This is a genomic window from Rania fehmarnensis (assembly GCF_056494185.1).
Genome location: NZ_CM151398.1, coordinates 1,079,047 through 1,103,143, shown reverse-complemented (window position 1 = coordinate 1,103,143; position 24,097 = coordinate 1,079,047). Strand labels below are relative to the sequence as shown.

Sequence of the window (24,097 nt, the reverse complement as noted above, 5' to 3'; positions counted from 1 at the left end):
ACAGCCATACCGCCAGCACGCATGCGGGTACTATTCGAAATGCGACTACTCGAATCAATGATGGATGCATGTCCTGTACTCTCTTTGGCGTAGTTACGTGCGCCAGGCTTAGATCAAGGGTTCATTTTTTGACTCTGCATTTTTACCCCAGCCCCAACTCCACCATGAACTCATCCACCACTTGTTCGCGGCGGCGTTTATTTGGGTCGCGTCGGCCGATGACGGGCGGAACGGATATGGGTTTCGGCGAGCGGCGCGGAGGCCAGAGCAGGATGCAAACCGCCAGACCCGCTGCGATGTCAATCACTTCGGTTGTCCAAGCCAACTGAGGCTCGTCAGCAGTTTCCTCTGGCGGCAAGACTCCTACCAAGACCGGCGTACCAGCCACAAAACAGCGTGCGAAGGCGCTGAGGGTCATCAGCCCCATATTGGCGGCAGCACATAAGAGTTGCGTGATGATCAGCTTCTTGTTGTCCGACTTGGAAAAGGCAGCCAACGCATCCTGGAACGTAGCCGATGCTCCTCGTTCATAAATATCCAAAGCCTGCATCACGTACACTTCCGCGATTTCAAGCAAGGTGAATAAGTGCTCGTTGATGTTCAGCGATGCAAGTGCCTGGGCTGTCTGAACAATCGTGATGGCCCGCATCGTCGTTTGCAGCACGGTGCTCGACCCAAAGGGCAAGACGTTGAACGCTATGCTCATGGCCGCAAAAATGTTCTGAACTTGCTTGTCGATGTCCTTGCTCATCAAGTCTTTGCTGAACGCAAGCTGCAACACCGAACAGGTAACAGCCACATAACTCTGCATCGTTCGCACAAACGCGCAATCCAGCAGCGCCAAATCGCCCGATGGATCGGTATAGTCCAGCGGATTGTTACCCACATAGCGATACAAGTTAGAATCACCAGCCGAAAAACCTAAACGGTCTTGGCTCAAAAATCGACCTGTCGTGGGATCGTAAAACCGCGAACGATAGTAGTACAGTTGCAGGACCGGATCCCATTCGCGACCTGTGTAGGTAAAGCGATCCGTAACATTCGGGTTGCTTTGATTGGCGATGCGACCAAAGCTATCGTAGTCGATCGTATTGATGACCAATCCTTGAGCGTTGGTCATATCCCGTACGCTGCCCAAATGATCAGTCAGGTACCATACAGTGCCTTCTGCCGGACGCCAACGCGCCAGAATCTGATCTGCCTGGTCACCGAACATGTATCGCGTGACCAGAGCACCGGTTGTGTTATAGTCTGCCCAAGCGTGCTCGCCATCGTAGACGGTGTGTCGTGTCGTCGCCGCGCGCGGCCCCGCGCCATCTGGATCTTCGCTACGGGAAATCAGCCTATTGAAAACATCGTACCGATTGACCACTCGACTCAGCAGTACACCCGTGCTGGTACTGCGGGTGGCTACCGTCAGACGCTGCCGATGGTCATACGTGAACAACTCAACTTCGCCGCTCGACTTATCAATCTTGCGAATCAGGTTGCCTTCGCGGTCGTAAACGAAGCGATGCGTGCCATTCTCAGTCAGTCGATTATCGGCGCCAATAACTTCGCCTTCACCCAGTCGATTACCATTGGCGTCGTACTGGAATGATTCGGTCACCACTCCGTCGAGCGCAGCCGAGGTCAACTGCCCAAACGCATCGCGCGTATAAACGCGAGTCTGTCCATGATGCGTCTCGCTGGTCAACTGATCTGCAAGATCGCGTTGATAACTGTACGAGACTAATGCCTGCCCCGTTGCACTTGCATGAGTTAGCGCATCCATTCGCCCCTTGAGGTCGTAGCTCTCGGTAGTGATGCCCATTACTGAACTTAAACCATCCAGGCTGGCCGACCTGCGCATCGTTTGTGGCAGGCCGCGTGAATCGTAAGTCCAATCAACTCGCGCAGTCGACACTCCAACACCCGACCAGGTGCGACTGGACAGCAGATTCCGCGAGTCATAGAGGCTCTGAATGCTAACTCCCGCGCTATCAGTCACGCTTGTACGATTACTGTTGGCATCGTAAGTAAAGCTCAGTAGGACTCTAGGTGCGCCGGGTGTTCCGAGATTGTCGGTCGTCAACATGCGATCCAGCACATCGTAAGTCTGCGTCAGCCGACTACTCGCATCGCTAGCCACCAACAAATTGTCGACGGCATCATAGGTGTACGAGGCCGCATTGACAGAAGCTCCAGCTGATATCCAATTTTCAGAAATCAGTCGGTTGAGTGCATCGTAACCGTAGACCGTGCGTCGACCCTCTCGGTCAACTGTGGCGGTGATGTTGCTGGCCGCGTCGTACTCACGCGTCGCACGATTCCCCAGCGGATCGACCGTCGCTATCCAGCGATACGCCTGGTCGTAAGTAAAACGCGTGGTGTTTCCGAGTGGATCGCGAACGCTAGTTAGATTGCCCATGGGGTCGTAACCAAAGCGTGTCTCTTCACCCAGCGGATCAATGCGCTGCACGCGCCGGTTCAGTACGTCGTAACGATATGTGTTGACGCGACCCAGCGCATCGCGACTCGATACGATGTTTCCCATGGCATCGTATGTCACCGAACTGCGACCACCCAGTTGATCAACTGTGGATACCACGCGACCAACTTCGTCGTACTCGTACGTGCGTTCGCCTCCGGCGGCATCAACTAACTTCTCGATCATGCCACGCTGGTCATACTCCAACCGCATGAGCGCGCCCGTGGGATCTTCCGTCTCTACCAGCCGGTTCATCGCATCATAGCGCATCAGAGTCGTCGCACCACGCATATCGACAATAGCCACTTGATTACCCACGTCGTCGTATTGCAGCGTCTCCACAGCTCCGGTGGGATCAATGGTCTGCACCAAACGATTCATGTCATCGTACTCGTACCTGGTCACGCGATTGAGCGGATCAGTCTCCGTCAGCAACCTGCCGTCCCAGGCATACGTCAACGCCATCACGCCGCCCAGAGCATCGGTAATGCGCGTGGGCCGCTGAATCGAGTTGTATTCAAAGCGGACCACATTCCCCAAGGCATCTCGGCGACTGGTGAGGTTACCCATCACGTCGTACGTCATTTCGATACGATGACCCAGCGGGTCAATCGAGGCGATCACATAGCCGAGCGGATCGTAGACCGTCTCCCATCGGTTACCGTTGGGATCAATGATGGCGGTCTGCCTACCCACCGCGTCATATTCGTAGCGTGTGACACCTCCAGCGGCATTGGTCTCGCTGGCCATCAAGCCATCGCTGCGATAGTTAAACGTACTGCGATTACCGTTGGCATCGGTCAAAGCGGTGCGGAACCCACGTGGATCGTATTCCATCGTGGTCACACCTCCGGCGATCGGAGTACCTGCAATCGATGGTTGGTTCGATGATTTGTTCTGGCTGGTTGTCTGATCAGCCGCATCGGGACGAATCAGCCTGAGCAATCGAAACTCAGCATCGTATTCATAGCGAGTGACGAATCCAGCTTCATCGATGACCTGATCGAGCGAGCGACCGTTATAGGTCACTTTGACCGTGTTACCGAGCGAGTCAATGAACTCCTTTGGTCGATTGCCAGAATCATAGGTAACCTTACTGACTCGGCCCAGTTGATCGATCGACTCGGTTATGTTGCCATAGAGATTGTAAGTGAATCGCTCAGACGTCCCATCACGATTGATAGTGCGCGTTGGTCCCAGCTGATTGTCATACTCGTAGCTCCGCACGCGACCATCGACATCGGTAAAGGTCAGCAGCCGACCTTGCGCGTCATAGGTCAGTTGCGAATTGCTGCCGCCTGGGCCGGTGGCACCGATAATATTCTGGCGAGCGTCGTATTGATACGTGTACTCGTTACCTTGAGCATCAATTTGGCGAGTTACATTGTTACCAGAATTGTATTCAAACTCCGTCGTATTACCCAGCGCATCAACGAACCGCGTCATGTTGCGACGCGCATCGTAGCCCATCTCCGTGACGAAGCCCATTTCGTCGGTGACCTTGGTGCGATTGTCGTTGGCGTCATACTCCATGGTGAACTGGGCACCGTTAGGAGATCGCTCGAAGACGACGTTGCCGCGATCATCGTAGCGATAGATCGTAGCGTTACCCAGAGCATCAAACGTGGTCTGCGTATTGGTCTCCAGATCGAACGTCTGTGTGTTGGAATAACCAAACGCATTGAGCACAACAGCCAGGCGGTCGGCAATGTCGTACTCAAACTCGCGCGTCACCATGGCTTGTTGCTCGTTGTCGCCATTGACACCCGCTAGCAAGTGATCCGCCGTGTAACGATATACATCCGACAGACCACTTGGGTAATCGACGCGTTCCAGTTGACCCTGGTCATTGTAGATATAGTTGATCTCACGGCCGGCATCGTCGATGATTTTGGTAATGTGGCCAGCGGCATCACGTTGGAATCGTACGCCTTGGCCTGATGAGCTCTGAATGCCTTCATTGGTTCGCGTTAAGCGATTACCATGGCGATCAGTGACATCCAGTAATCCATCCGTCTGGCTGTAGTGGTATCGTGTGCCATCTTTGCCGATCAGTTGATAACCTTCGGGGTTATAGCTCGCGCTGATCGCGGCCAGGATGTATTGGTCATCGGCAAAGCGAACCAGCGGCAGCGGCAAACCCTCCAGATCAAACTCACCAGAAGCGATGCCCGTTAAACGTGTGTAATCATTCTCACCATAGAGCTGCCAATCGACACCCGGATCAGGAATCCAACGCGGGTCGTAGAAGTTGCTGCCAATCTCTGACCACACGCCGGTATGGGCTGTGGGACTGAACGTGAAACCAATGCGCTGACAATCGGGAGCCGTTATATACACCTTCTGACCAGCGCGAAACGGCAAGGCACCGAATTGCCCCAGCAAATTCTCGAACTCCGATCGCGCCACGGTTTCACGAATGTTCGGCTCGGCCATGCAGAACTGCCAGCCCTGTCCAAAGTCTCCAGCGTCTTCGTCATACAACGTACTGTATTGGCGCTTGATCGAGATTGGCGGACCGCCCGCAACTGGAATGGTTACATCGCCGGTATCACACGTTTCGCATTCTTCAGTCGATGGGACTTCCAGCACGCCCAACTTGGCATTGCCATCCAGATTCAGCAAAATCGAGGTGGTCGCAGTCAGTCCGCCCAAATCCGTGGCCGTCAGTCGCACTTCGTATTGATCATTCAGCAACACCGTGGGATCGAACACGCCTAGCAGACCGTTGGTTACTGCAATTGGCCCAGCTTCGTTTAGCAATGATCGACTGGAGAGCACTCGCCAGTTGTTAGCATTTACGCGAGAATACTCAAGCGCGTAACTGACTAAATTTGTATCGGTTACCGTACCCAGAATGTCGGCTAGATAGGTCACGGTTGAATTATTAGTTGGCGACTGGATCAGCACTGTCGGTGGAGTGGCGTCGGCAGGGTTGCGAGCTTGCAAGCTGGCTCTGGCAGTCGACGCGTTGCCCGACGCATCGCGGGCAACTGCCGAAAATCGGCGAATTCCAGGCGCATTGGGCGTAACGACCACACGCCCTTGTGGATCTAAACTAATAGGGCCATTCTCATCGGACAGCTGCAGCGACGTAACCAGCACATTATCGCGGGCCGAAACCTGAATGGTCACTGGTTGCCCGGGAACAATGTTTGTTTCGCTGAGCGTGATAGAAACCAGTGGTGGCTCAGTGTCACCCGTTACATTGATCGTAAATGTTTGCTCAGCGCTCAGCCCCCGCGTATCGGTAGCTCGCACAACTACGTTCGCGCTGCCAATTTCGGCTAGTCCAGGCGCCCAGGTGATTGCGCCGCCCAGCGAATCGATCAGCATGCCCGTGGGTGATGTAACGAGCGAGTAAGTGACTTCGTCCTCGGTATCGACCGCGCGCACGTTAGTCCGGTAAGCATCGCCTGCCGTCGCACTCAGCAGCGGTTCACTGACAAAGACTGGAGGACTGTTCAGGCCACGCGTTGAAATCGTGAAGGCCTGATAGGCGACCAGGCCCTGATGATCGGTGGCGGTAATAAGGACACGTCTGTCGCCTACGTCGCTGGCGTTGGGTATCCAGGCGATGCGACCAGTCGTTTCATTGACGCGCATGCTGCTGGGTCCGCTGACCAACGCGAAAGTAAGCGGTTGCTGCTCGGGATCGATGGCTACTGATGCATAAAAGTATGTTGCCCCTACTGTCGCCACAGTCACCGGTGAGGATGTGAACAATGGAGCTGTGTTGGGCTGTGTGGCCAACACGGTTACTGAATAACTCTGGACGCTGGTCCCGCCCTGCGAATTGCGGACTTCAATCTGTACAGCCGACGAAACTCCTGCCTGTGTTTGAGTAGGTTGCCAACTTATTCGCCCCGTTCCAGCGTTGATAATCATGCCAGTAGGCGCGGAGAGCAAGGTATAGGTCAAAGTTGATTGCTGGACATCGACAGCATTGACCGAATAGATGTACTGAGCGGCGACGACTGCGGTGACTGGTGGTACTGAAGTGATCGTGGGCACCGAGACGCCCGGCGCAGTGCCTACGCTTAACGTGAAGCGTTGGGTTGCAGTTCCACCGCGCGCGTCACTGACCGTAATAGCCATCGCGTAGGTGCCCGCAACTGCCGAATCGTAACGCACCAATCCAGTCGCGCGATCGATCGTCATACCGGTTGGTGAAGCCAACAAATCAAAGGTCAACGTATCGCTATCGGCGTCGCTAGCAGAAGCAGCATAGCGGTATTTGCTGCCTGGCAGTGCACCCGTATTGGGCGCGCTCGTAAACACAGGCGGTCGGTTGACAACGGCTGCCTGCACTTGCAACGCGTACGATTGTGTGGCGGAACCACCCCGACCATCACTCGCGTGGATCGCAACTTGATGCACTCCGCTAGCGCCACTTGGTACTAACCAACTAAGCGCGCCTGTATTGGGGTTGATCGTCATACCCTCGGGGCCGCGCAGTAACGCATAGCTCAAGCGTTGGCTATCTGCATCCGTTGCCAAGGCCTGATAGCGATATGTCCGATTGGTAGCGGCCAGGTAATCGGGAGTACTGGTAAACCGTGGTGCCTGGTTGGACTGGGCGAGGACACTCGTTTCAATCGCGAAGCGCTGGCGAGTTGCGTTAGCGAAAACAATGGTTAACAGTGCACTGCTTTCGTCCACCTGCAATCCATCGGCCGATAACTCATCGTCGAAGAGCACCACCGACAAGTTGTCTTCGCTGCGCAGGTCTGGATTGACTACGGTGACACTGGCCGGTTCGATGCTTTCAAAGCGCAACGCCAGAGTTGGATCGACTGGCAAACTGCCTTGATTAACGAGACTAGCTTGAGTGATCAGTTGGTTGAGCTGGCGATTGAAGGTAGCACTGACATAATTCACAGCCACTGAGTTGGTCAGATCGCTGGCCTGGCGCAGGTCAAATGGCTGATGGCTTTCAAGTTGTCCGACGAGAGTAATAGAGCGTGAGGCTTGAGTGCCCAGGCTATTGGTCGCTCGCAAAGAGAAGCTCTGCTGACCATCGACGATTTCAACTGCTGCAAAGAAGTAGCCAGCAGCGTCGATCGAGTTCACTCGCAAACCATTGATGGTTAGCTCTGCGATCGTGGCCCCGGTCGGTCCAGGCAAGACGCGTCCGTTGATGATGTGCTTGCCCAGTGGCAAGGTTGAACCGCTAGTCGGGGCGATGATATTGATCGACGGTGCGGATGCTTGCCAGGTTGCAGTTGCTGTCTGAGTTAAGTTACCGATACTGGCAGTGATCGTATACGAGCCCGTCGTAGCGCGAGAAACCGTCAGGCTGGTTCGGCCGCTCGCGTCGGTGGTACTCGAACTTCGCGAAATCACGGATCCACCAGATTCAGAGACGGCGAAATCGACTCGTACTCCGCCCAGAGGTTGACCCGTTGAATCGCTGGCCGTAGCCGTTAGGACATGTTGAGCATTCAAAGGCAGCGAGACTGTCGGAGGCGTTAGAGTGAGCACTGTTGCCCTGGCGATAGGTCCCACTTGCATGCCACCGAAATAGCCGTACGCATCAAAGTCCGCATAGCCATAGATCGATACACCCAGTGGCGCATTGGATCGAAAGCGATGAGAACCCACGCTAATCGGAACTTGCGCCACGGAATACCCACTGGTGCCAACCGGCGCAAAGACCGATGCTGGAATGCTAGTGCCGTTGCGACTGACCGATCCCGCGGCGGTCGTTGGTACAACGATGTTGGCAAAGTTAATGGAAAAGCCGTTGGCTGGCGTACTGAGTGTGTAATCGGTGAGGTATTGCTCAACGGGCGCGACCAACATCATGAACGGGTCGGCGGTTGTGTTGTCAAAGCTCGAACCGTTGGAATACTGCGAGACCAGCAGCGGCGCTGAACTTTCTATCAGCGAGGCCGTCGTCAGGATCCGCTCGATAACCTGACCTGCACTGAGGGTGGCGATCAGCGTGCCATCGATACGCAACTGAGTATTGTTCTGCTGAGCTAGAAAGCGAAATGTGTCACCACCGGAACGAGTTGCCAGCGGCACCGAGAGAAAGCGTTTGCCCCACGCATCAGTGGGAGGCAACTGCTCGACCAAATGATTCGCGGCATCTCTACCGGCGGGTACGAGCGCTGCCGTATTGCCACCTAGCACTGCAACTGGAGCAGAGGAAGTAATGCGAGTGCCAGTGAGATCAGCGCCTGCAGGTCCAAAAGCATGCAGCGTATAAGCCTGACCGGCCCCGAGCGTTATGGTGAAAGGAGTGCTCGCTGCCCGCGATCCGACCGCTACTTTCGGTGTGATGGTAATTTGCGCGGTCGTCGATGCGGCAAGCGTTAAACTGGAACCGCCATCGGTGACGATGTTGGCTGTATTGGGATAAGCCATGACAAAGTAGTCATTGCCTAACGCATCGATCGGTAGTGCGGTAAAGCCTTCGGTGAGAAGTGCCAGTTGATTCAGGCCATAGACGGCAACTTCGTTGAGCGCGGTGACGACGATGGCTCTGTCGGCGATTTGGTCAGAGGCGCTCAGTTCGACCTGGCTAGGCAGTGGTACGGTGGTGGTTATGCCAGCTCGTACAGTATAAGAAGTTGAGAAGTTGAGGCCGGGTACTTGCACCGTACCGGAGGTATCAACAGCAGAAGCGATGGTCAGAGAGAAGGCAGGGTTGTTAGGTGCAAAAGGTTCTCGAAGGTTGGGCGGAAAGGCGAGTACGAAGCGCGTGCCCAGACTATCGCGCTCTCCAGCTGTGGGCGAACGCGCATTCTGAATTCGGAAACGAAATGGCCCCGCGCCATCGATGAACACGTCACTGCTAGAACCAACAATCGCGCGATATGTGCCGGTCTGTGTAAAGGTCAATAGTTGGTTGGTGGTCGCCCTTTCGACCAAAATCTGCCCATCGGGTTGAATCAGAGTGACACCGACCCTACCGGCTGCTGATTCGATGATATCCAACAAGACTGGCGTACCTGCATCACCTTGAAATTCGAACGGTACACTCTGGCCAGGCACCGTGGCACCCGACAAGGTTGTGTTGATAGCCGTTTGTTCGACGACTTCCGGTGGTATATCCCAAACTTGAAATTGATATGTGTTTAGATTGGCCGAGCCTGCACCATCCAAGATGAGGGTGTAAGTGCCGGTCTGAGCAAGGATGAACTCTTGGTCCAAGCCTGCAGCCAACGAAAAGGTACGGCTGCTGAGCAGCGATCCGTCAGGCTGCAAGATCTGCAATTGCAAATCGCCGCCTGTCAGCTCTTGCATATCGACGAAGATGTTCTGACCAGCAATCGCATTCAATCGCCACTGATCTCGGGCTCCCGGAACTTCGATGGCCCCACTGGCAACTTGGCGAAAACTCAGATTGCGAATGTCGTCAGCTGGGACTTGCCACATCTGAAAGGAATAGCTGGGCAAGTGTGAACCATCAAACACGGCTCGCAAAACGAGTCGATGCTGGCCCGATTCCGACAGGGAGAACGACTGGTCGAGACTGTTGGGCAGTATCGAGGTGCGCGTACTGACGACTTGTCCGCTGGGGGCAATGATCTCCGCGATTAGATCACCACCGACAACCGTTTCAAGCGACAGAAAGTCCAAGGTAATGCGTTGTCCGGCTGTACCGGAGAAGAGCCAATGATCTTGGCGGCCAGGCGAATCCAGCGCACCGGCTTGCACTTGCCCAAAGACGATCGAGTTGGTGTCGGGCGCGGGGATGTCGAAGATTTGGAACTGATAATCGACGATCGTTTCGGCTGTCAATCGCAGGCGATATACTCCGGAACTGGTCAGAAGCAGACTGCCTGAATCGAGCCCACTGGCGCGGAATGATGATTTGCTGTAGAGCGTTTCTCCGCTGGGTGAGATGAGCTCTGCAGTCAGAGTGTCGCTGACGGATTGAAAATTGACATAGATACTCTGACCATTGATCGCGCTAAAGCTCCATTCATCGACAGCTCCGGGGGCGGCGATGTTACTGGTCACCACGGCACCAATGGTTGTTTGTCCTCCTGGGTCCACCAGGCCAGTGGGATTGGAATTGGGGCGAGCCAGTGCGAAGGAACCAGAAGCAGGTTGACGAACTGTGCTGGCGGTCCTGCGCTGCGAATAAGTGTAAACACGTTTATCGACGGCATCCAAAACGTAGATGCCGTCACTAGCGAGTGGGTTAATCGCGATCCCCGACGGATCTGTATTCCTGGAATCGAGCAGCCACTGATTCTGTAACGCACCTTGACGATTGTAGACAAACACACGATCAACAGCTGAGTCGACGACCCATATCAGCTGACCGTCGGTAACGATATCTGTGGGTGAACTGTTGTTGCGTGCTAACATGAAACTGTCTGTTGCAGAAGCTTGGCCAGAGCGTCGTGCAGCGGCGTCCGCAAAACGATAGACGCGGTTGTTACGATCATCGACAACCCATATATCTTTGCCATCGGTCGCGATGCCTTCCACCGACAGATTCACATTGGATATCTTCCACGAGCCCAGCGACGTTTCGGTAGTCGAGTCAATCACAGCGACGCGATCGTAGGTACCCTGTTCGCCCACGATGTACAGTGGATTGGCGGTAACCCACGTCGTGATCCCGCGCGCGTTTAAGCTGGAATCAAAAGCGAATTCTCCCAAGTCGGCACCGGGCACTGAGTAGCGATACGTCCTGTCGTTTTTATCGACCACAAAATACCGCGTTTCGGGTCGCGTGATCGTGGGATTTTCACGGCGCGAGACGACAGCCGCCACTGCGCCACCACAGTTGAGCACGATATCCATTCGCGCAACATTCGAAGCGTTTAGCGTGACGATCTGAAAGCTATTGCTGCCGCGGTTGGCAATAGCGAACTCGCCCAGCAAGTGTCCGCTACTGTTGAAAAGCCGAATAAGTGAACCACTGCGATTGATATCTAGCAGATGAACTTCATCCAGTTGGACGGGATTAGTGAATCTGAATCGTAATGTGCCGCCGCCTTCGTTATCTTCGGGAGTACTCGAACTGCTGTAGCGAGGAATGACCAGGGCATTGCCTAAAGCGATTTTGTTTTCGCCTGGCTTGCCGGGGCCTCCGCCGCTTCCGTATCCCGGACCGCCGAAGGCTGAGTTGGGAGTACCGAGATCTTTCGCACCGTGCGCAGGGTGCGCAGTGTCAACAATGACCGCGGGTTGAGCTGTCGTCGGCTTGCTGGCCAGGTAGGCCGAGATCGATAGACCAAGCAGCGAGAATTGATTGGTCACTCGGTCACCGGATCGCAACTTGGTTCCGGCAGCATCGCGTTCGAAGTCTATTGTCGGCAAGGAACGACTTGTGTCTGGCTGAACAACCACGGAGAGAGGGGTGGCATTGTAGGGTGCACCGGTGGGATTGTCTTCGTCGCGCGCGGTGACTGAGATAGTGAAGGTAGCATTGGTGGAGGACAGATTTCGATAGACGTGAGAGATCGTAGTTTGAGAACTGGTCGAGGTTGATTGAGTACCGTCACCCCAATCGATCGTCCACTTGGTGATGCGGTCATTGCCAGGATCGGTTGCCGTCAGCGAAAGGTTATATGTGTCGCCAGAGCCGACCTGGTTTGCGCCGGTAACGATCAGCGTTGGTGACACGTTAACGATAGTGAGAGCCAGAGCATTCGCGATGTAAACATTGCCGCGTGTATCTTTGGCGGTAGCATAAATTGCTTTGGTAGCAGGCCCGTCGGCATAGCGGTGTTTAAGCGTAGTAGTGTCGGAGCTGGTTCGCTCAATCTGCCCATCGCCCCAATTGACCAACCATTGGGTAACGGTGACTTGAGGAGAATGGAGTTGGAAGTCGAGCAGTGCGCCTTCGGTTGGATTGGTTGGCGCGAGGACGTTAACATCGGCTCCCGGCACCAAGAGTCGGCAGAAGGTCAGATCGGCCAGCGCCCCGCCACTTGGCAAATCGATGGAGAGCCTGGCGACGTTGTTGGCATCCAACTGGATAGATTGTTTTGAGCTATTGTGGTTACCGCTGACAGTTAGCTGTCGAAGTATGGTTCCGGCTGAATCGTACAGGCGAATTGTGGCTGACTTGCCCGTACGAATTCCCAGGAGGGCCATGTCATCGAGCTGTGTGGCTGATTGAAAATTCAGTGTGAGCGTGCCAGCTTCGGCGGTCCACGTATCTGGATGGTGATTGGGGTCGACATCGTCGCTGGAGGTTGAATTGGCAGTATCCTGCTTATTTTCGTTGCCGCCAACTGTATCGTGATTGTGATGTCTGGCTTTCGAAAGAAAGAGAACGTTTCCAACGGTGCTGGCGTCAGGAGACTGGGGCGAGACCTTGGACCAGGCTGCGATGATTGGCTGTGGTGCGGAACTCGAGTTGGCAGTGATCTCGATGCCCCAGTCGCTATAGTGACTTAACTGGCGTGAACCCGAGCTGATGCGATTGCCCAAGGCGTCCAGTTCGAAGTCAATCCAGGGCAGGCAGCGACCAATAGCGCCGATCGGTGTTAGCAGGCGGGCTGGTGAGGTGACCGTATAGGCGATGTCGAGCACGGAGTCACCATTTAGATCGGACAGGGTTAGACCGAGCGGGCCTGTCCCCAACGAACCTGGAGCCAACTCCGAACGTTGCCACGTGGTAGGGTCGATGCCATTGAAGACTAGAAGCTTGTTGGCTTGTTCGTCCACCATAATTATGTCGGTGCGTTGATCGGAGTTGACATCGCCGATGCGCACGCGTCCCGGATTGTCGAAGAGGCCAGCTAGCGGAATTTCCGTGAACGAGTAACTGGCGAGCGTTGAAGGTGTGATCGTCACGTTATCGAGGTTGACGGTCGAACTGGTGCCTGGCGGATTGCCGACTAAATCGAAGATCAGGCTGGCCTCGGTGCCGGCTGGAATAGTAGAGATATCGATCGTCAGCGTTTGACCATCGAAAGTCGCGGCGGAACCAACGCGCGTGACAATGTTACCGTTAGCGGATCGCGTAGCATTGAAGACGGAAGTAGCGTTATCGATGTGAGATGGGACCAACGGACGATTGTCGGCGCCGAGTAGTGACACTTCAAATGCGTCTGGTATGGAAGCGATCGGTGACTCGAGGCCAAGTGCTAGCAAGCTGACCGAGATCGTTTGCGGATTAGGCGGCACGGTAAAGACTTGAGAGAGCGACGTAAGCAGAGAGCCATGTTCGGTCAGTTGTGCCGCGCCACCGACGCTCGCGACCTGGCCCGCTACGCTACGAACTGAGGTCTGTCCCGCATCCGATGTTTGGCCACCAGTCGTGACCAACCATCCGCTTAGCCCCTGGTCAAAACCTCCATTGACGATTGGTGATGATGAGAGGATTGCTGAATCCTGGAGCAAGGCGACTGCTTCGTCGGCTGCACTGACCGCGAGATCCTGATCCCCGTCACCGTCAAGATCACCGCTGGCTATCGACCGAATGGCACTCGCGAGTTGGACGGTCGCCGCTTCGTTCACACTCCAAAAGTTATTGGCCTGTCCTTCAACGAACTTGATGTTGCCATTATTAGTACCAACCACGATGTCGGTATTGGCATCGCCCACCACATTGCCTACTGCAAGTGCAGTGGGCGTCGCGGAAGTATTTAGGGCTACGGTGAATCCCGAGTTGCCTGCGGGAATTGCATTGCTAGTATCAAACGTTCCGTCAGCTCTGCCAAACCAGACAACGAGCCGACGTTGCGGGGCATCTAGTAGGGCTAAATCCAGAAATGCATCGCTATTGATTCGCTGCAGCGCGATCGCACTGCTATTAACAGTCCAATTACTTCCTAGTGGCGCCTGAATGGTCTGTCCTTTTACAAACCCACCCGCGCGATCGTTCAATAGGACATGCGCCGCGTTGCTTCCTACCACAATAATATCAATAACACCGTCTGCATTGATCAGCCCAGCCGCCATTCCTCCAACGTTGCCAAGCTCTAGATCAATCGTCCGCACATTCTGCCAGCTGTTATTACCCGAATTGAGTGCAATCGTTAATGCGCCTGTCCTATTAAGTGCTACCAGGTCGGTTGTCAAATTCCCGTCCACCAAACCACTTTCCACCGCCACCGGGTCGTCAGCAATCGGGACAGGCACGTTAGGTATAGAAGTAACAGCCATCATCCGTCGCTCTTCCAGGGCTTCAATGAACCCCAAGCGTCGACGCAACTGTGCAGAAGACGCGCGCGCAAGAAACTTTCCGGCCATGGTGTAGCACCTCGGGTGTTGCCAAATTCGCCAAAAGTGCCGTCAATTTACGATTTGCTATCACATATTCAATTCTGAACAAATGATCACTTGCCGCTTGGGCGGTTTAGTCACCCCCCAAGTTTCGCCCCAGTTTTGGGACAGACCTAAAAGACTTCCTACTTATAGGACAGGCGCCATAAGACTCACAAATCGCGATTTTAGGATAGACCTGCAAGACTTGGCGGAGCCGGGACGGTTTGGCGCAGGCCGGCAGGACAGACCCATGAGGGTTGGCTGATGGTTTCGGTCTGGCTGAAGCCGCGATTGAGGGTGCTAGCCAGGCATGGTGACGACTTGCTAGAAGCATCAGCGCAGCGTGAAGAGGCATGGTTGGCGTTCCGCAAAATTCGCGGCCATGCTATCGACCCATTGGCGGTCTTCAATTGAGGAGCGATCGATGTAGCGACTCAAACTCTGAGGGAAGCTTCAGCCGTTTCGGCTCTAGATGTCCTAGGCGGCCGCGTAGCCGTTTAGGTTGTAGCAACGTTTGCGACCGAAGTGGGCAGCTGCTTCCTGCAGCTTCTCTTGGCTGGTCGCAAAGAACGTTCCGCGCCAGCGATCCTGCGAAAGCAGCACCTGCTGCATCAGCCACAGCTCCGGAGTCATCTTGAGTCGCTCAAAGATCGACGCGGTCTCAGGCGACAAACTCTGCTTGCCCTCGCGTTGCATGCGAGCGGTCTCATCGACCAACCAACAATATTGACCAAGCGTAAAACCTTCGATCAATCCCGCACGCTTGGCCCCAAAGCGGCGACGGTCCTCGATCGGCATGAGCCACAGATCGTCTTCCAAACCCTCGCTGGCCCGGCTGGCTGCGATGCTACCCGACTTGGCAGCCTGCAGGTCGTCCATCCGTCCCAACGACTCGACATGCAACAACCGCTCGTAGAGCGACGTGTAACGCCCCAACTCCGGCAACCTCGATAATCCCGCCGCATACCGGTTATTGTCGATGTACACCAACACCATCAACGCCGCTATTTCATCCAGCACCGCCACCGACTTGTAACGTCCTTCAAAGAACGCGCCATGGCATCCATCCTCAGCGTTGGCCAGGCGCGAGAGCGGCTGCTTCAAGTCCTTCATGAACCAACCCAAGTCCATCAGACGCAGGCGCAGTTTCTCCACCAGTTCTAAATCCAGAGCCTTCTTGGCCAACCACTCCGGGTCCAGTTCGACCATCTTCTTGCCTTTGACGTAGGGCGGATGCAGCGTATACCAGCGGCGTAGCACTTCTTCGGCCGACCAGCCGCGAGCCGTCTCGGGATCGATCCGCAACATGAAATGCAAATGATTTCCCAGAATTGCAAAGGAGATGGGCACGATAGCGTAGTACATCGCCAGTTCAACCAGGCGATCGCACACCCACTGCCGACGATCGGTCGTACCGATGTTGAGCAGCTTGAGCTTGCGTACGCAGCGCGTAACGCAGTGATAGATCTGGCAGTAATCGAGATCGACAATTTGATTACGAGGTCTGGTCATGATGGTTTCGATGCCTCCATGGGTAAATGAGAAACAGACCGCTGCCCCAACCGCAGCCAAAAACCTATGCACCATGGGCGTATGCATGCATCATGGGCCACACAAGTCACCGCTGCCGCCGAGACCGTCACGTGAGCGAGTTCACATTTACTAGGATAGGGACGCGTCAAGGGCAAAAACGCTTTTTCAGACTCGCAATGTGCGTAAATCCCTGGAGAAAACGCGTAAAAAAATTTGCGATTTTTTTAATACTGTTGAATCTACGATCGATGACTGATCGCTTTGCCCGACCCTTAATGCTAGCTAACCACGCGCGGCGGCGCATTCAAAGTTCTCTGCGGGGACTGTCCTCTATGGATCAAGCTAACCAGGTCTGTCCCAAATCGATTCTCACGTAGCATCTGGTCTGTCCCCAGTCGACTCCTCGTTGGGATGGATGCGAAGCCAGAGAAGGCCGCCCAGAGCAATGACGACACATGCGATTGCAATGGAAGTGGGCCAACCGAATGATTTGGCCATCATCGGAGCAATGACAGGAGAGATCAGTCCACCCAGATTCCCACCGGTGTTCATGAATGCCGCCGACTTCCCACGGTCCGCGCGACCGACGTCCGTGATGGCTGTCCAAAACACACCTTCACAGATGCCTTGCGCAGCCATGGCGAGCGACAAGCATGTGACCACTGTTTGCAAACCGGAAACGTTTACTCCAATCACACCGAATAAGGCCCCCAGACCCATACCAGCGATGACAATGCTCCGCCGGCCCCAACTGATGCCCATTCGCGGGCACAACAAGCCTGTCCCATAACCGCCAACGGCCATGCCGGCACCTTGCGAGAGCATCACGACAGCGGTCAGCAGTCGCGCCTGCGGCACCTCTACATGCAGTTCTTGGCTGAAGTAATATTCCATCCAATAAAAGAATAAATATTGAAAGTAACCGTAGGCCGCATAGCTAAGCGTGATCAGCCAAATATTCTGGTTGCCCAGCCACGCATAACTGGTCGAAGCCTTGCGGCCAATCGTACCCGCCTCCGCCACTGGCACCGCGCCTCCGACCACCCTACCCATCATCCACTGCCAACCTAGGCCAACCATCAACAGCAGTCCGCCACCCACGGCAAAGCTGGCCGGCCAACCCCAATGATCATTCATCCATCCATAGAGCGGATAACAAAGTGCGATACCTACCAGTGCACCAGCCGTTACAAAACCATTGGCAGCCGCTCGCAACGATACGGGTACAAATTCAGAAATGGCATGGGCCGCTCCGGGATGTAGCGGCACACTACAGACTCCAGTAATGCTGCGGGCAACCATCAGCGATAACCACAGCCCGGAAACCGATAGCCCCAACAGGCCCAAACCACCTGTGCAGACCATGCATATTCCCATGCACACGCCATATAGCGTCATCGCCCTGACCGATCCCAAGCGATCAATCAACCAACCGCCCGGCAGCATCGCAAGCGTGTAGCTAAGTAGAAAGGCGGTATAGATCCAGCCCATGCTAACTTCGCTTAGACCATAACGCGCGATAAATATCTCGCTCCCGGCAACCGAAATTCCAACGCGATTGAAGTGCCCCAGGGCCGCAAACATTACCAACGTCATGACGACTCTCTGATGCATCGCAGGCTGCCCCTTACAATTGGTGCTCTCTCACTCCAAAATCACTCACTCCAACTCTTCACAGTCCTAACCAACCGACCGCACATCAAGCCATATCCGCGTAACTCATGAACTCAAACGATAGTGCTTCAGAACATCATCGGGCAATCGATATCCAATGCCAGGCTGAGTTGGAAATGCGATTTGACCGTCCGTGACCGGCAGGCCCACTCGCTGCAATTCCAATCGCAGCGGCGATTCGTAAACTTCAGCCGGTGCATATTCAATTAAAGGAGTAATCGCTGAATAAGCTGCCAAATGTACGGTGGCAGTACCCAAGATCTGCGTGGACCAATTACCCGGACAAACCAAACCGCCACGCGAAGCCGTCAAATCAACAATGCGTTTGGCCTCAGTCAGTCCACCACAAGTCGTCATGTAAGGCTGAACGACGCTGACGCCGCCGCGATCAAGCATATCCAAAAACTCCCAGCGAGTCACACCATGCTCACCCATGGCCAATGGAACCGAAGTTTTGTTAGACAGTTTGCAGTACGGCTCAGGACTATCAACCGGAAAGGGCGTCTCAAAGAAGAAGATGTCTAGTTCCTCTAATTCGCGACATATGCCTATGGCAGTGGGCACATCGTTCAAGAGATACCCTACGTCAACCATCAAAGGCACTGAATTACCCAGCAGCTTTCGCGCTCGTCGTGCCAACTCGACCACGTCGGCTGGCCGCGACATCATCGGTTCAACTTTGAAGGCACGATACCCAAGCCCGGCCAGCTTCTCGATCCGCTGCAGTTGTTGATGGAACATCGGCTCACCACCCCAACTGTCAGACACAATCGTGCAATACGGCACGACGCCCTCAAGAGCCGATTCACAGTGAGTTTGAAATGGCCCACGCTGTATGCCACCTAGCAATTGCCACACTGGCTGCTCCAAAAGCTGACCATAGATATCCCACAGCGCCACATCAAGGGCTCCGAGAATAATAACCTGCCAACCGCGACGATTGGTGTGCATGATCGCATCCCACATGCGCTGCCACAAACGCTCGGGATGCGACAACTCTTGGCCAATCAGCAGACGCCCGAAATGAGATTCGACGCCTCCCACGGTCGCTTGGACAACGCCCGGAGGAACGCGAAATACTTCACTTAGGCCACTTACGCCCGCATCCGTATGCACGCGCAAACAAGCCAGTGGTTCTACACCGCCCTTGTCCGGGTCGACGTTACTACCGTCGCCGATAACAAAAGTCTCAAGTCCAGTAATCTTGGTCATGAATGCTTGTCAGCCAATTGATTGATAAAGCGGCCAAAAGTGATTTCACTCGCATCCCAACGTGGCCGCGCATTATAATAGGCTAATCGTGCTGCAAGCCTTCGGTAGCCTATATTCCCCGCCTTTGCTTCCCACCTAATTTTTTCATCTCGTACGCAAGTCTGCCATGGTCAACCGTACTCCCCTGCCCTACTGCGTAGTGAGCCTGTTATTCAGCCTGGCGACTTTATGCGCACTTCCATTGCAGGCCGTCGAACGCATGGAGTTACCGCGCGATGTCCATCAACTCCTGAAACGCCATTGCATAAAATGCCATGGTGTCGCCAAACGCGAAGCCGATCTTCAACTCCATACCCCACTGCGAATTTGGAAGGGCGGTGAAACGGGCCAGGTCGTCGTCGCTGGATCCGTCCAGCAGAGCCTTCTGTGGCAACGTATCGAACAAGACGAGATGCCACCCGATGCGCCGCTAAACGAAAGCGAGAAGAAAATCATCCACAACTGGATCGAGCATGGAGCAGTGGGATTGCCAGTCGATCAACAGGATGCTGACGCCCACGAAAAAGACGAGCACTGGGCTTTCACAAAATTACAGCCGCACCAACTGCCCGAGGTCAAACAAGCCGAACTGTGCAGAACACCGATCGATGTGCTCATCGAGAGTGAACTGGAACGAATTGGCTTAACGCTCGGCGCCGACACAGATCGCCCTCGTTTACTGCGCCGTACACGATTGACGCTGACTGGCCTTCCGCCCACGATCGAAGAAGTTGATCGCTTCACGACCGACTCAACTCCCGATTCGTACGAACGCTTGATTGATGAGTACTTGGCTTCGCCCCAGTACGGTGTACGCTGGGGTAAACATTGGTTGGATGCCGCCGGCTATGCAGACTCCAATGGCTACTTCAATGCTGATTCCGATCGACCGCTGGCCTATCGCTATCGCGACTATGTAGTGAATTCCCTTAACGTTGACAAACCTTTTGACAAATTCGTTCTAGAGCAGTTGGCCGGCGACGAGCTAACGGATTTCAATCCCGAAATGCATCGCTCGGCAGCTACCGCTGAGATGATCGACCGTCTGACGGCCACGCATTACTTGCGCAACGGGCAAGATGGATCCGGCGAGAGCGATGGAAACGATGATGAAGTGCGCATCGATCGTTACACGGCCTTGGAGTCAAGCCAGCAAATCATCGCCTCCTCGCTACTTGGGTTGACCATTCAGTGCGCGAAATGCCATGACCATAAGTTTGAACCAATATCTCAGCGTGACTTCTATAACTTTCAAGCCGTACTCTTTCCTGCATACAATCCAGATCGCTGGATCAAACCGAATGAACGTGTAATCGAAGCCAGCTTGCCAGAAGAGTTTCAACGTTGGCAAGCGGAATTGACAGTTGCACAAGATCATTTGAAACATGTGCAGGCTGAGTACAAGCAATGGATAAACGAGAACCGGCGGCCCGAACTCGTTGTATTTGAAGATACGTTCGACGATCCCGCGCAATTAGTTAACCACTGGACCTCGACAATTCCCGGTGACGATGCGCCGGCAGGGACGACGGCGGTAACTCTGCTCCAGCATGCCGAAGCCAGCGAATCAATCGTTCGGCCTTCGGCCGTCATTGCCAATGGACAATTGCAGATCATTGAAGGCGGAACTGCCGGAGATAAATGGTTGTCGACGAAACAAGTTTTCGATTGGACTCCGTCAGAGCCAGGGCAGTGGATTCAGATCACCTTCGACTTGATCGCCAACAGAGTCTTCGAAGGAGAAACTTCTGCCGAGCGAATTGCCTTTGGAATTGCGCTGCATGACTTCGATAACAGTAGCGAAACTAAAGGTGGAAACCTCTTGATCGATGGCAATCCCGGCGGCGGCGCCGTGGTGCATTTGGATTATCCAGGCGAAGCTGCGAAGCACTTGGGTAGTATCGGATCAGTCGGTTATCTCCCGGAGCATTCCTACGGAGTGCGCTTAACACGCCTTAAGAATTCGAACGTGCAGCTCGAGCAATTGGTGGATTTCTTACCCGATGGCCAGCCACTGGAAGTAAGCGCAAGCGATCTGCCCGATGGTAGTCTGGGTTTCGAATACTGCTGCGGCCGAAGTTTCATTGTGGACAATGTGACGGTCGAAACTTCTGCAATTCCAGCCAAATCAAATGCCGACAGCGATCAGCCAGCGAATACTGCGGCGGATGAGACTTACTCAGCGATGTTAAAGAAATGGCAGAGCGATTTGGAACATGCTAGGCAACAGGTTGCTCAGCTCAGCGGTAGAAAACCGGGACGCATCGCTTGGGTCACCGATTCTACGCCCGAGCCTCCCGATGTGTTTTTGTTGACGCGCGGCAATTACTCGCAACCAGCCGGCAAAGTCGAGCCACAACCACTCTCTGCGCTGGATGATTTGGATAATCCACTGTTGATACGACCGCCCGAAGCAATACCCTCCAGCGGACGACGCTTGGCGTGGGCGCATTGGGTCACGCGTCCCAATTCGCGGGCCAGTCATCTGATGGCGCGTGTCCAAGTAAACCGGCTTTGGCAACATTATTTCGGCACGGGACTGGTCAGCACGTCGGAGAATCTTGGCATGAGTGGTGCTGAACCAGCCAATCGCGAACTGCTAGATTGGCTGGCCGCGGAGTTGATTGATCATGAATGGAATTTCAAACCTCTACATCGCTTGATTTTAACCTCGACAGTTTTTCGCCAATCGAGCTTGAGTAACGAACTTGGCCTGCGCCTTGATCCGCAGAATCAGTTGATGTGGCGATATCCCATGCGACGCTTGGACGCCGAAGCGATTCGCGATTCGCACCTAGCAGTTAGTGGAGAGATTGAGTTATCGATGGAGGGACCCTATGTGCCAACTCAGCGTACGGGCACAGCCGAAGTGATGGTGCCCGAAGGCGAATTGGGATCAGCTCGCAGGTCGATTTACTTGCAGCACCGTCGCTCGCAAGGCTTGAGCATGCTGAGCGTGTTTGATGCGCCGACGATCGTGGTTAACTGTACACGACGACCGGTAACAACCATGCCACTACAATCACTTAGCCTGTTGAATTCAGAATTTGCGGTCCGGCGTGGCCGGCAATTGGCACAGCGATGCAGACGAGCAGTGGGAACCGATTCGCAAGCCGCAGTTGACGTGGCATTTCGCATCGCGACGGGTCGCCAGGGTAGCCAAGCGGAAATAACCGATGCCGTCGAGTTCATCGGGCAGCAGCAAACTCTGTACGGTCAGACAGAGGAAGCGGAACTATTAGGATTAGCCGACTTTTGTCAATTGCTTTTGGCAAGCAATAACTTTCTCTATCTAGAGTAGGCGGTCAGCGCACATGGATCGACGAACGTTCTTGGGACATCACTCAGGCTATGTAGGCCTATTGGCACTCGCATGGTTGACGAAGCGCGACCAGCAGTGTCGAGCTGCCGAGCGGGCTATGGAACTGGCCGATCAAGCTCGGGCCAAGTCAGTCATATGCCTATTTCAAAATGGTGGCCCCAGTCAAATGGACCTGTTTGATCCCAAACCGGAATTGAACAAGTGGCATGGCCAAGCATATCCGGCTGGTGAATTGGAAACGCATTTCGATAAACAGAAAGGTAATGTACTCGGATCGCCCTACGCATTTCGCAAGTGTGGCCAGTCGGGTCTGGAGCTTTGTGAGCTGTTGCCTCACACGGCTTCGATTGCCGACGACTTACTGCTTATCCGATCGATGACAACCGGTTCGGTGGATCACGAAGCGGCGCTCCGAATGATGCATTCGGGGCGATTGTTCGCGGGCATGCCTTCGTTGGGGTCATGGGTAACGTATGCATTGGGAACGGAGAACCAGGATTTGCCAGCGTTTGTCGTGCTATCCGATCCCGGCGGATTGCCGATCGACGGCGAGAAGAATTGGAGTTCTGGTTGGCTGCCAGCGGTTTATCAAGGGACAGTCTTTCGTTCAGGTGATTCACCGGTATTAAATCTGCAGAGTCCTGCGGGCGTCACGGTGGAGCATCGACGCAATCAGCTGCGATACTTAGAGAAGCTGAATCGCTTGCAGGCCGAGCGTTACCCTGAGAACAGCGAGCTGACGGCGCGAATTGCCAACTTTGAAACGGCAGCACGCATGCAGACGGCTGTGCCCAGCTTGATGGACTTATCGAATGAAACTGCGGAGACCCAAGCGTTATACGGCTTGGACAATCCCGCGATCGGCGAATACGGGGCCAGATGTTTGACCGCTAGAAAGTTAATTGAACATGGAGTTCGATTTGTGGGCGTTTACCTGAACGGCCAGCCCTGGGACACGCACAGCAAGAACGCCGAGAGCCTAAAAGGCTTGTGTGCTCGCACGGACCAACCGAGCGCGGCGCTGGTGAAGGATTTGAAGCGGCGTGGTTTATTGGAATCGACCATTGTCATTTGGACGGGCGAATTTGGGCGCCTGCCTATTTCCCAAGGCACCGACGGACGAGACCACAACCGTCATGCCTTCTCGTTGTGGATCGCCGGTGGCGGCTTTAAGGCGGGCGCAGTCCACGGCGCAACGGATCCCTTTGGATACAAGGCGACCGACGACGTAGTCAGTGTTGGAGACCTGCATGCCACGCTTTTGCATGCATTAGGTCTCGATCACCACCGCCTGACCGCCCCCTTCGACGGCCGCGAGACGAGCCTCACCGACGCCGAGGTCACCCAAGCACACATCATCAAAGAATTGCTAGCATAGCCGCAATTAACTTCACCGCTTCGCGCTAGTATTGCAAAACTGCCTCGCCAATTCCTATGGGGTCTGTCCCATAAGCGGATTGGGGACAGACCTCGGCGATTAGGCGTGCCCCAAGCCCGCCCCGAAGCACTCACCATGCTAGCATTGGCGCAATTGATATCACGCTTCTCGATAGCATTGCCTGCCTGCCCCGCCAATTTTTATGGGGCCTGTCCGGCCTGTCCCATAAGCGGATTTGGGACAGACCTCAGCGATTAGGCGTGCGCCTAGCCCGTCCGGA

General features: G+C 54.7%; 6 protein-coding genes. 2 read left to right on the top strand and 4 right to left on the bottom strand.

What is annotated here, in order from left to right:
• Positions 1 to 142: 142 nt before the first annotated feature.
• The 4 genes from SH573x_RS03335 to SH573x_RS03320 all read right to left on the bottom strand — a co-directional run bounded on the left by SH573x_RS03335 (position 143) and on the right by SH573x_RS03320 (position 19,078).
• Entirely contained in the window at positions 143 to 14,644 is a 14,502-nt protein-coding gene (locus tag SH573x_RS03335; protein WP_479352911.1) for a putative Ig domain-containing protein, read from the bottom strand.
• Between the two features lie 492 nt (positions 14,645 to 15,136).
• Positions 15,137 to 16,171, bottom strand: a complete 1,035-nt coding sequence (locus tag SH573x_RS03330; protein WP_479352910.1) for a transposase — start codon at positions 16,169 to 16,171, stop codon at positions 15,137 to 15,139.
• 390 nt (positions 16,172 to 16,561) lie between these two features.
• Positions 16,562 to 17,806 carry an MFS transporter gene (locus SH573x_RS03325; RefSeq protein ID WP_479352909.1) on the bottom strand — a complete coding sequence of 415 codons (1,245 nt, stop codon included), beginning with the start codon at positions 17,804 to 17,806 and terminating at the stop codon, positions 16,562 to 16,564.
• A 105-nt stretch (positions 17,807 to 17,911) separates the two neighbouring features.
• The gene (locus SH573x_RS03320) at positions 17,912 to 19,078 is read right to left on the bottom strand and encodes a mandelate racemase/muconate lactonizing enzyme family protein (protein ID WP_479352908.1); all 1,167 of its coding nucleotides are present in this window, start codon (positions 19,076 to 19,078) and stop codon (positions 17,912 to 17,914) included.
• A 166-nt stretch (positions 19,079 to 19,244) separates the two neighbouring features.
• Between SH573x_RS03320 and SH573x_RS03315 the strand changes: the two genes are divergently transcribed.
• Complete coding sequence (locus SH573x_RS03315; protein WP_479352907.1) at positions 19,245 to 22,418, top strand: PSD1 and planctomycete cytochrome C domain-containing protein; 3,174 nt, start codon at positions 19,245 to 19,247, stop codon at positions 22,416 to 22,418.
• A gap of 13 nt (positions 22,419 to 22,431) precedes the next feature.
• Positions 22,432 to 23,817, top strand: coding sequence for a DUF1501 domain-containing protein (locus SH573x_RS03310; RefSeq protein ID WP_479352906.1), 1,386 nt, complete (start codon positions 22,432 to 22,434; stop codon positions 23,815 to 23,817).
• Positions 23,818 to 24,097 lie beyond the last annotated feature (280 nt).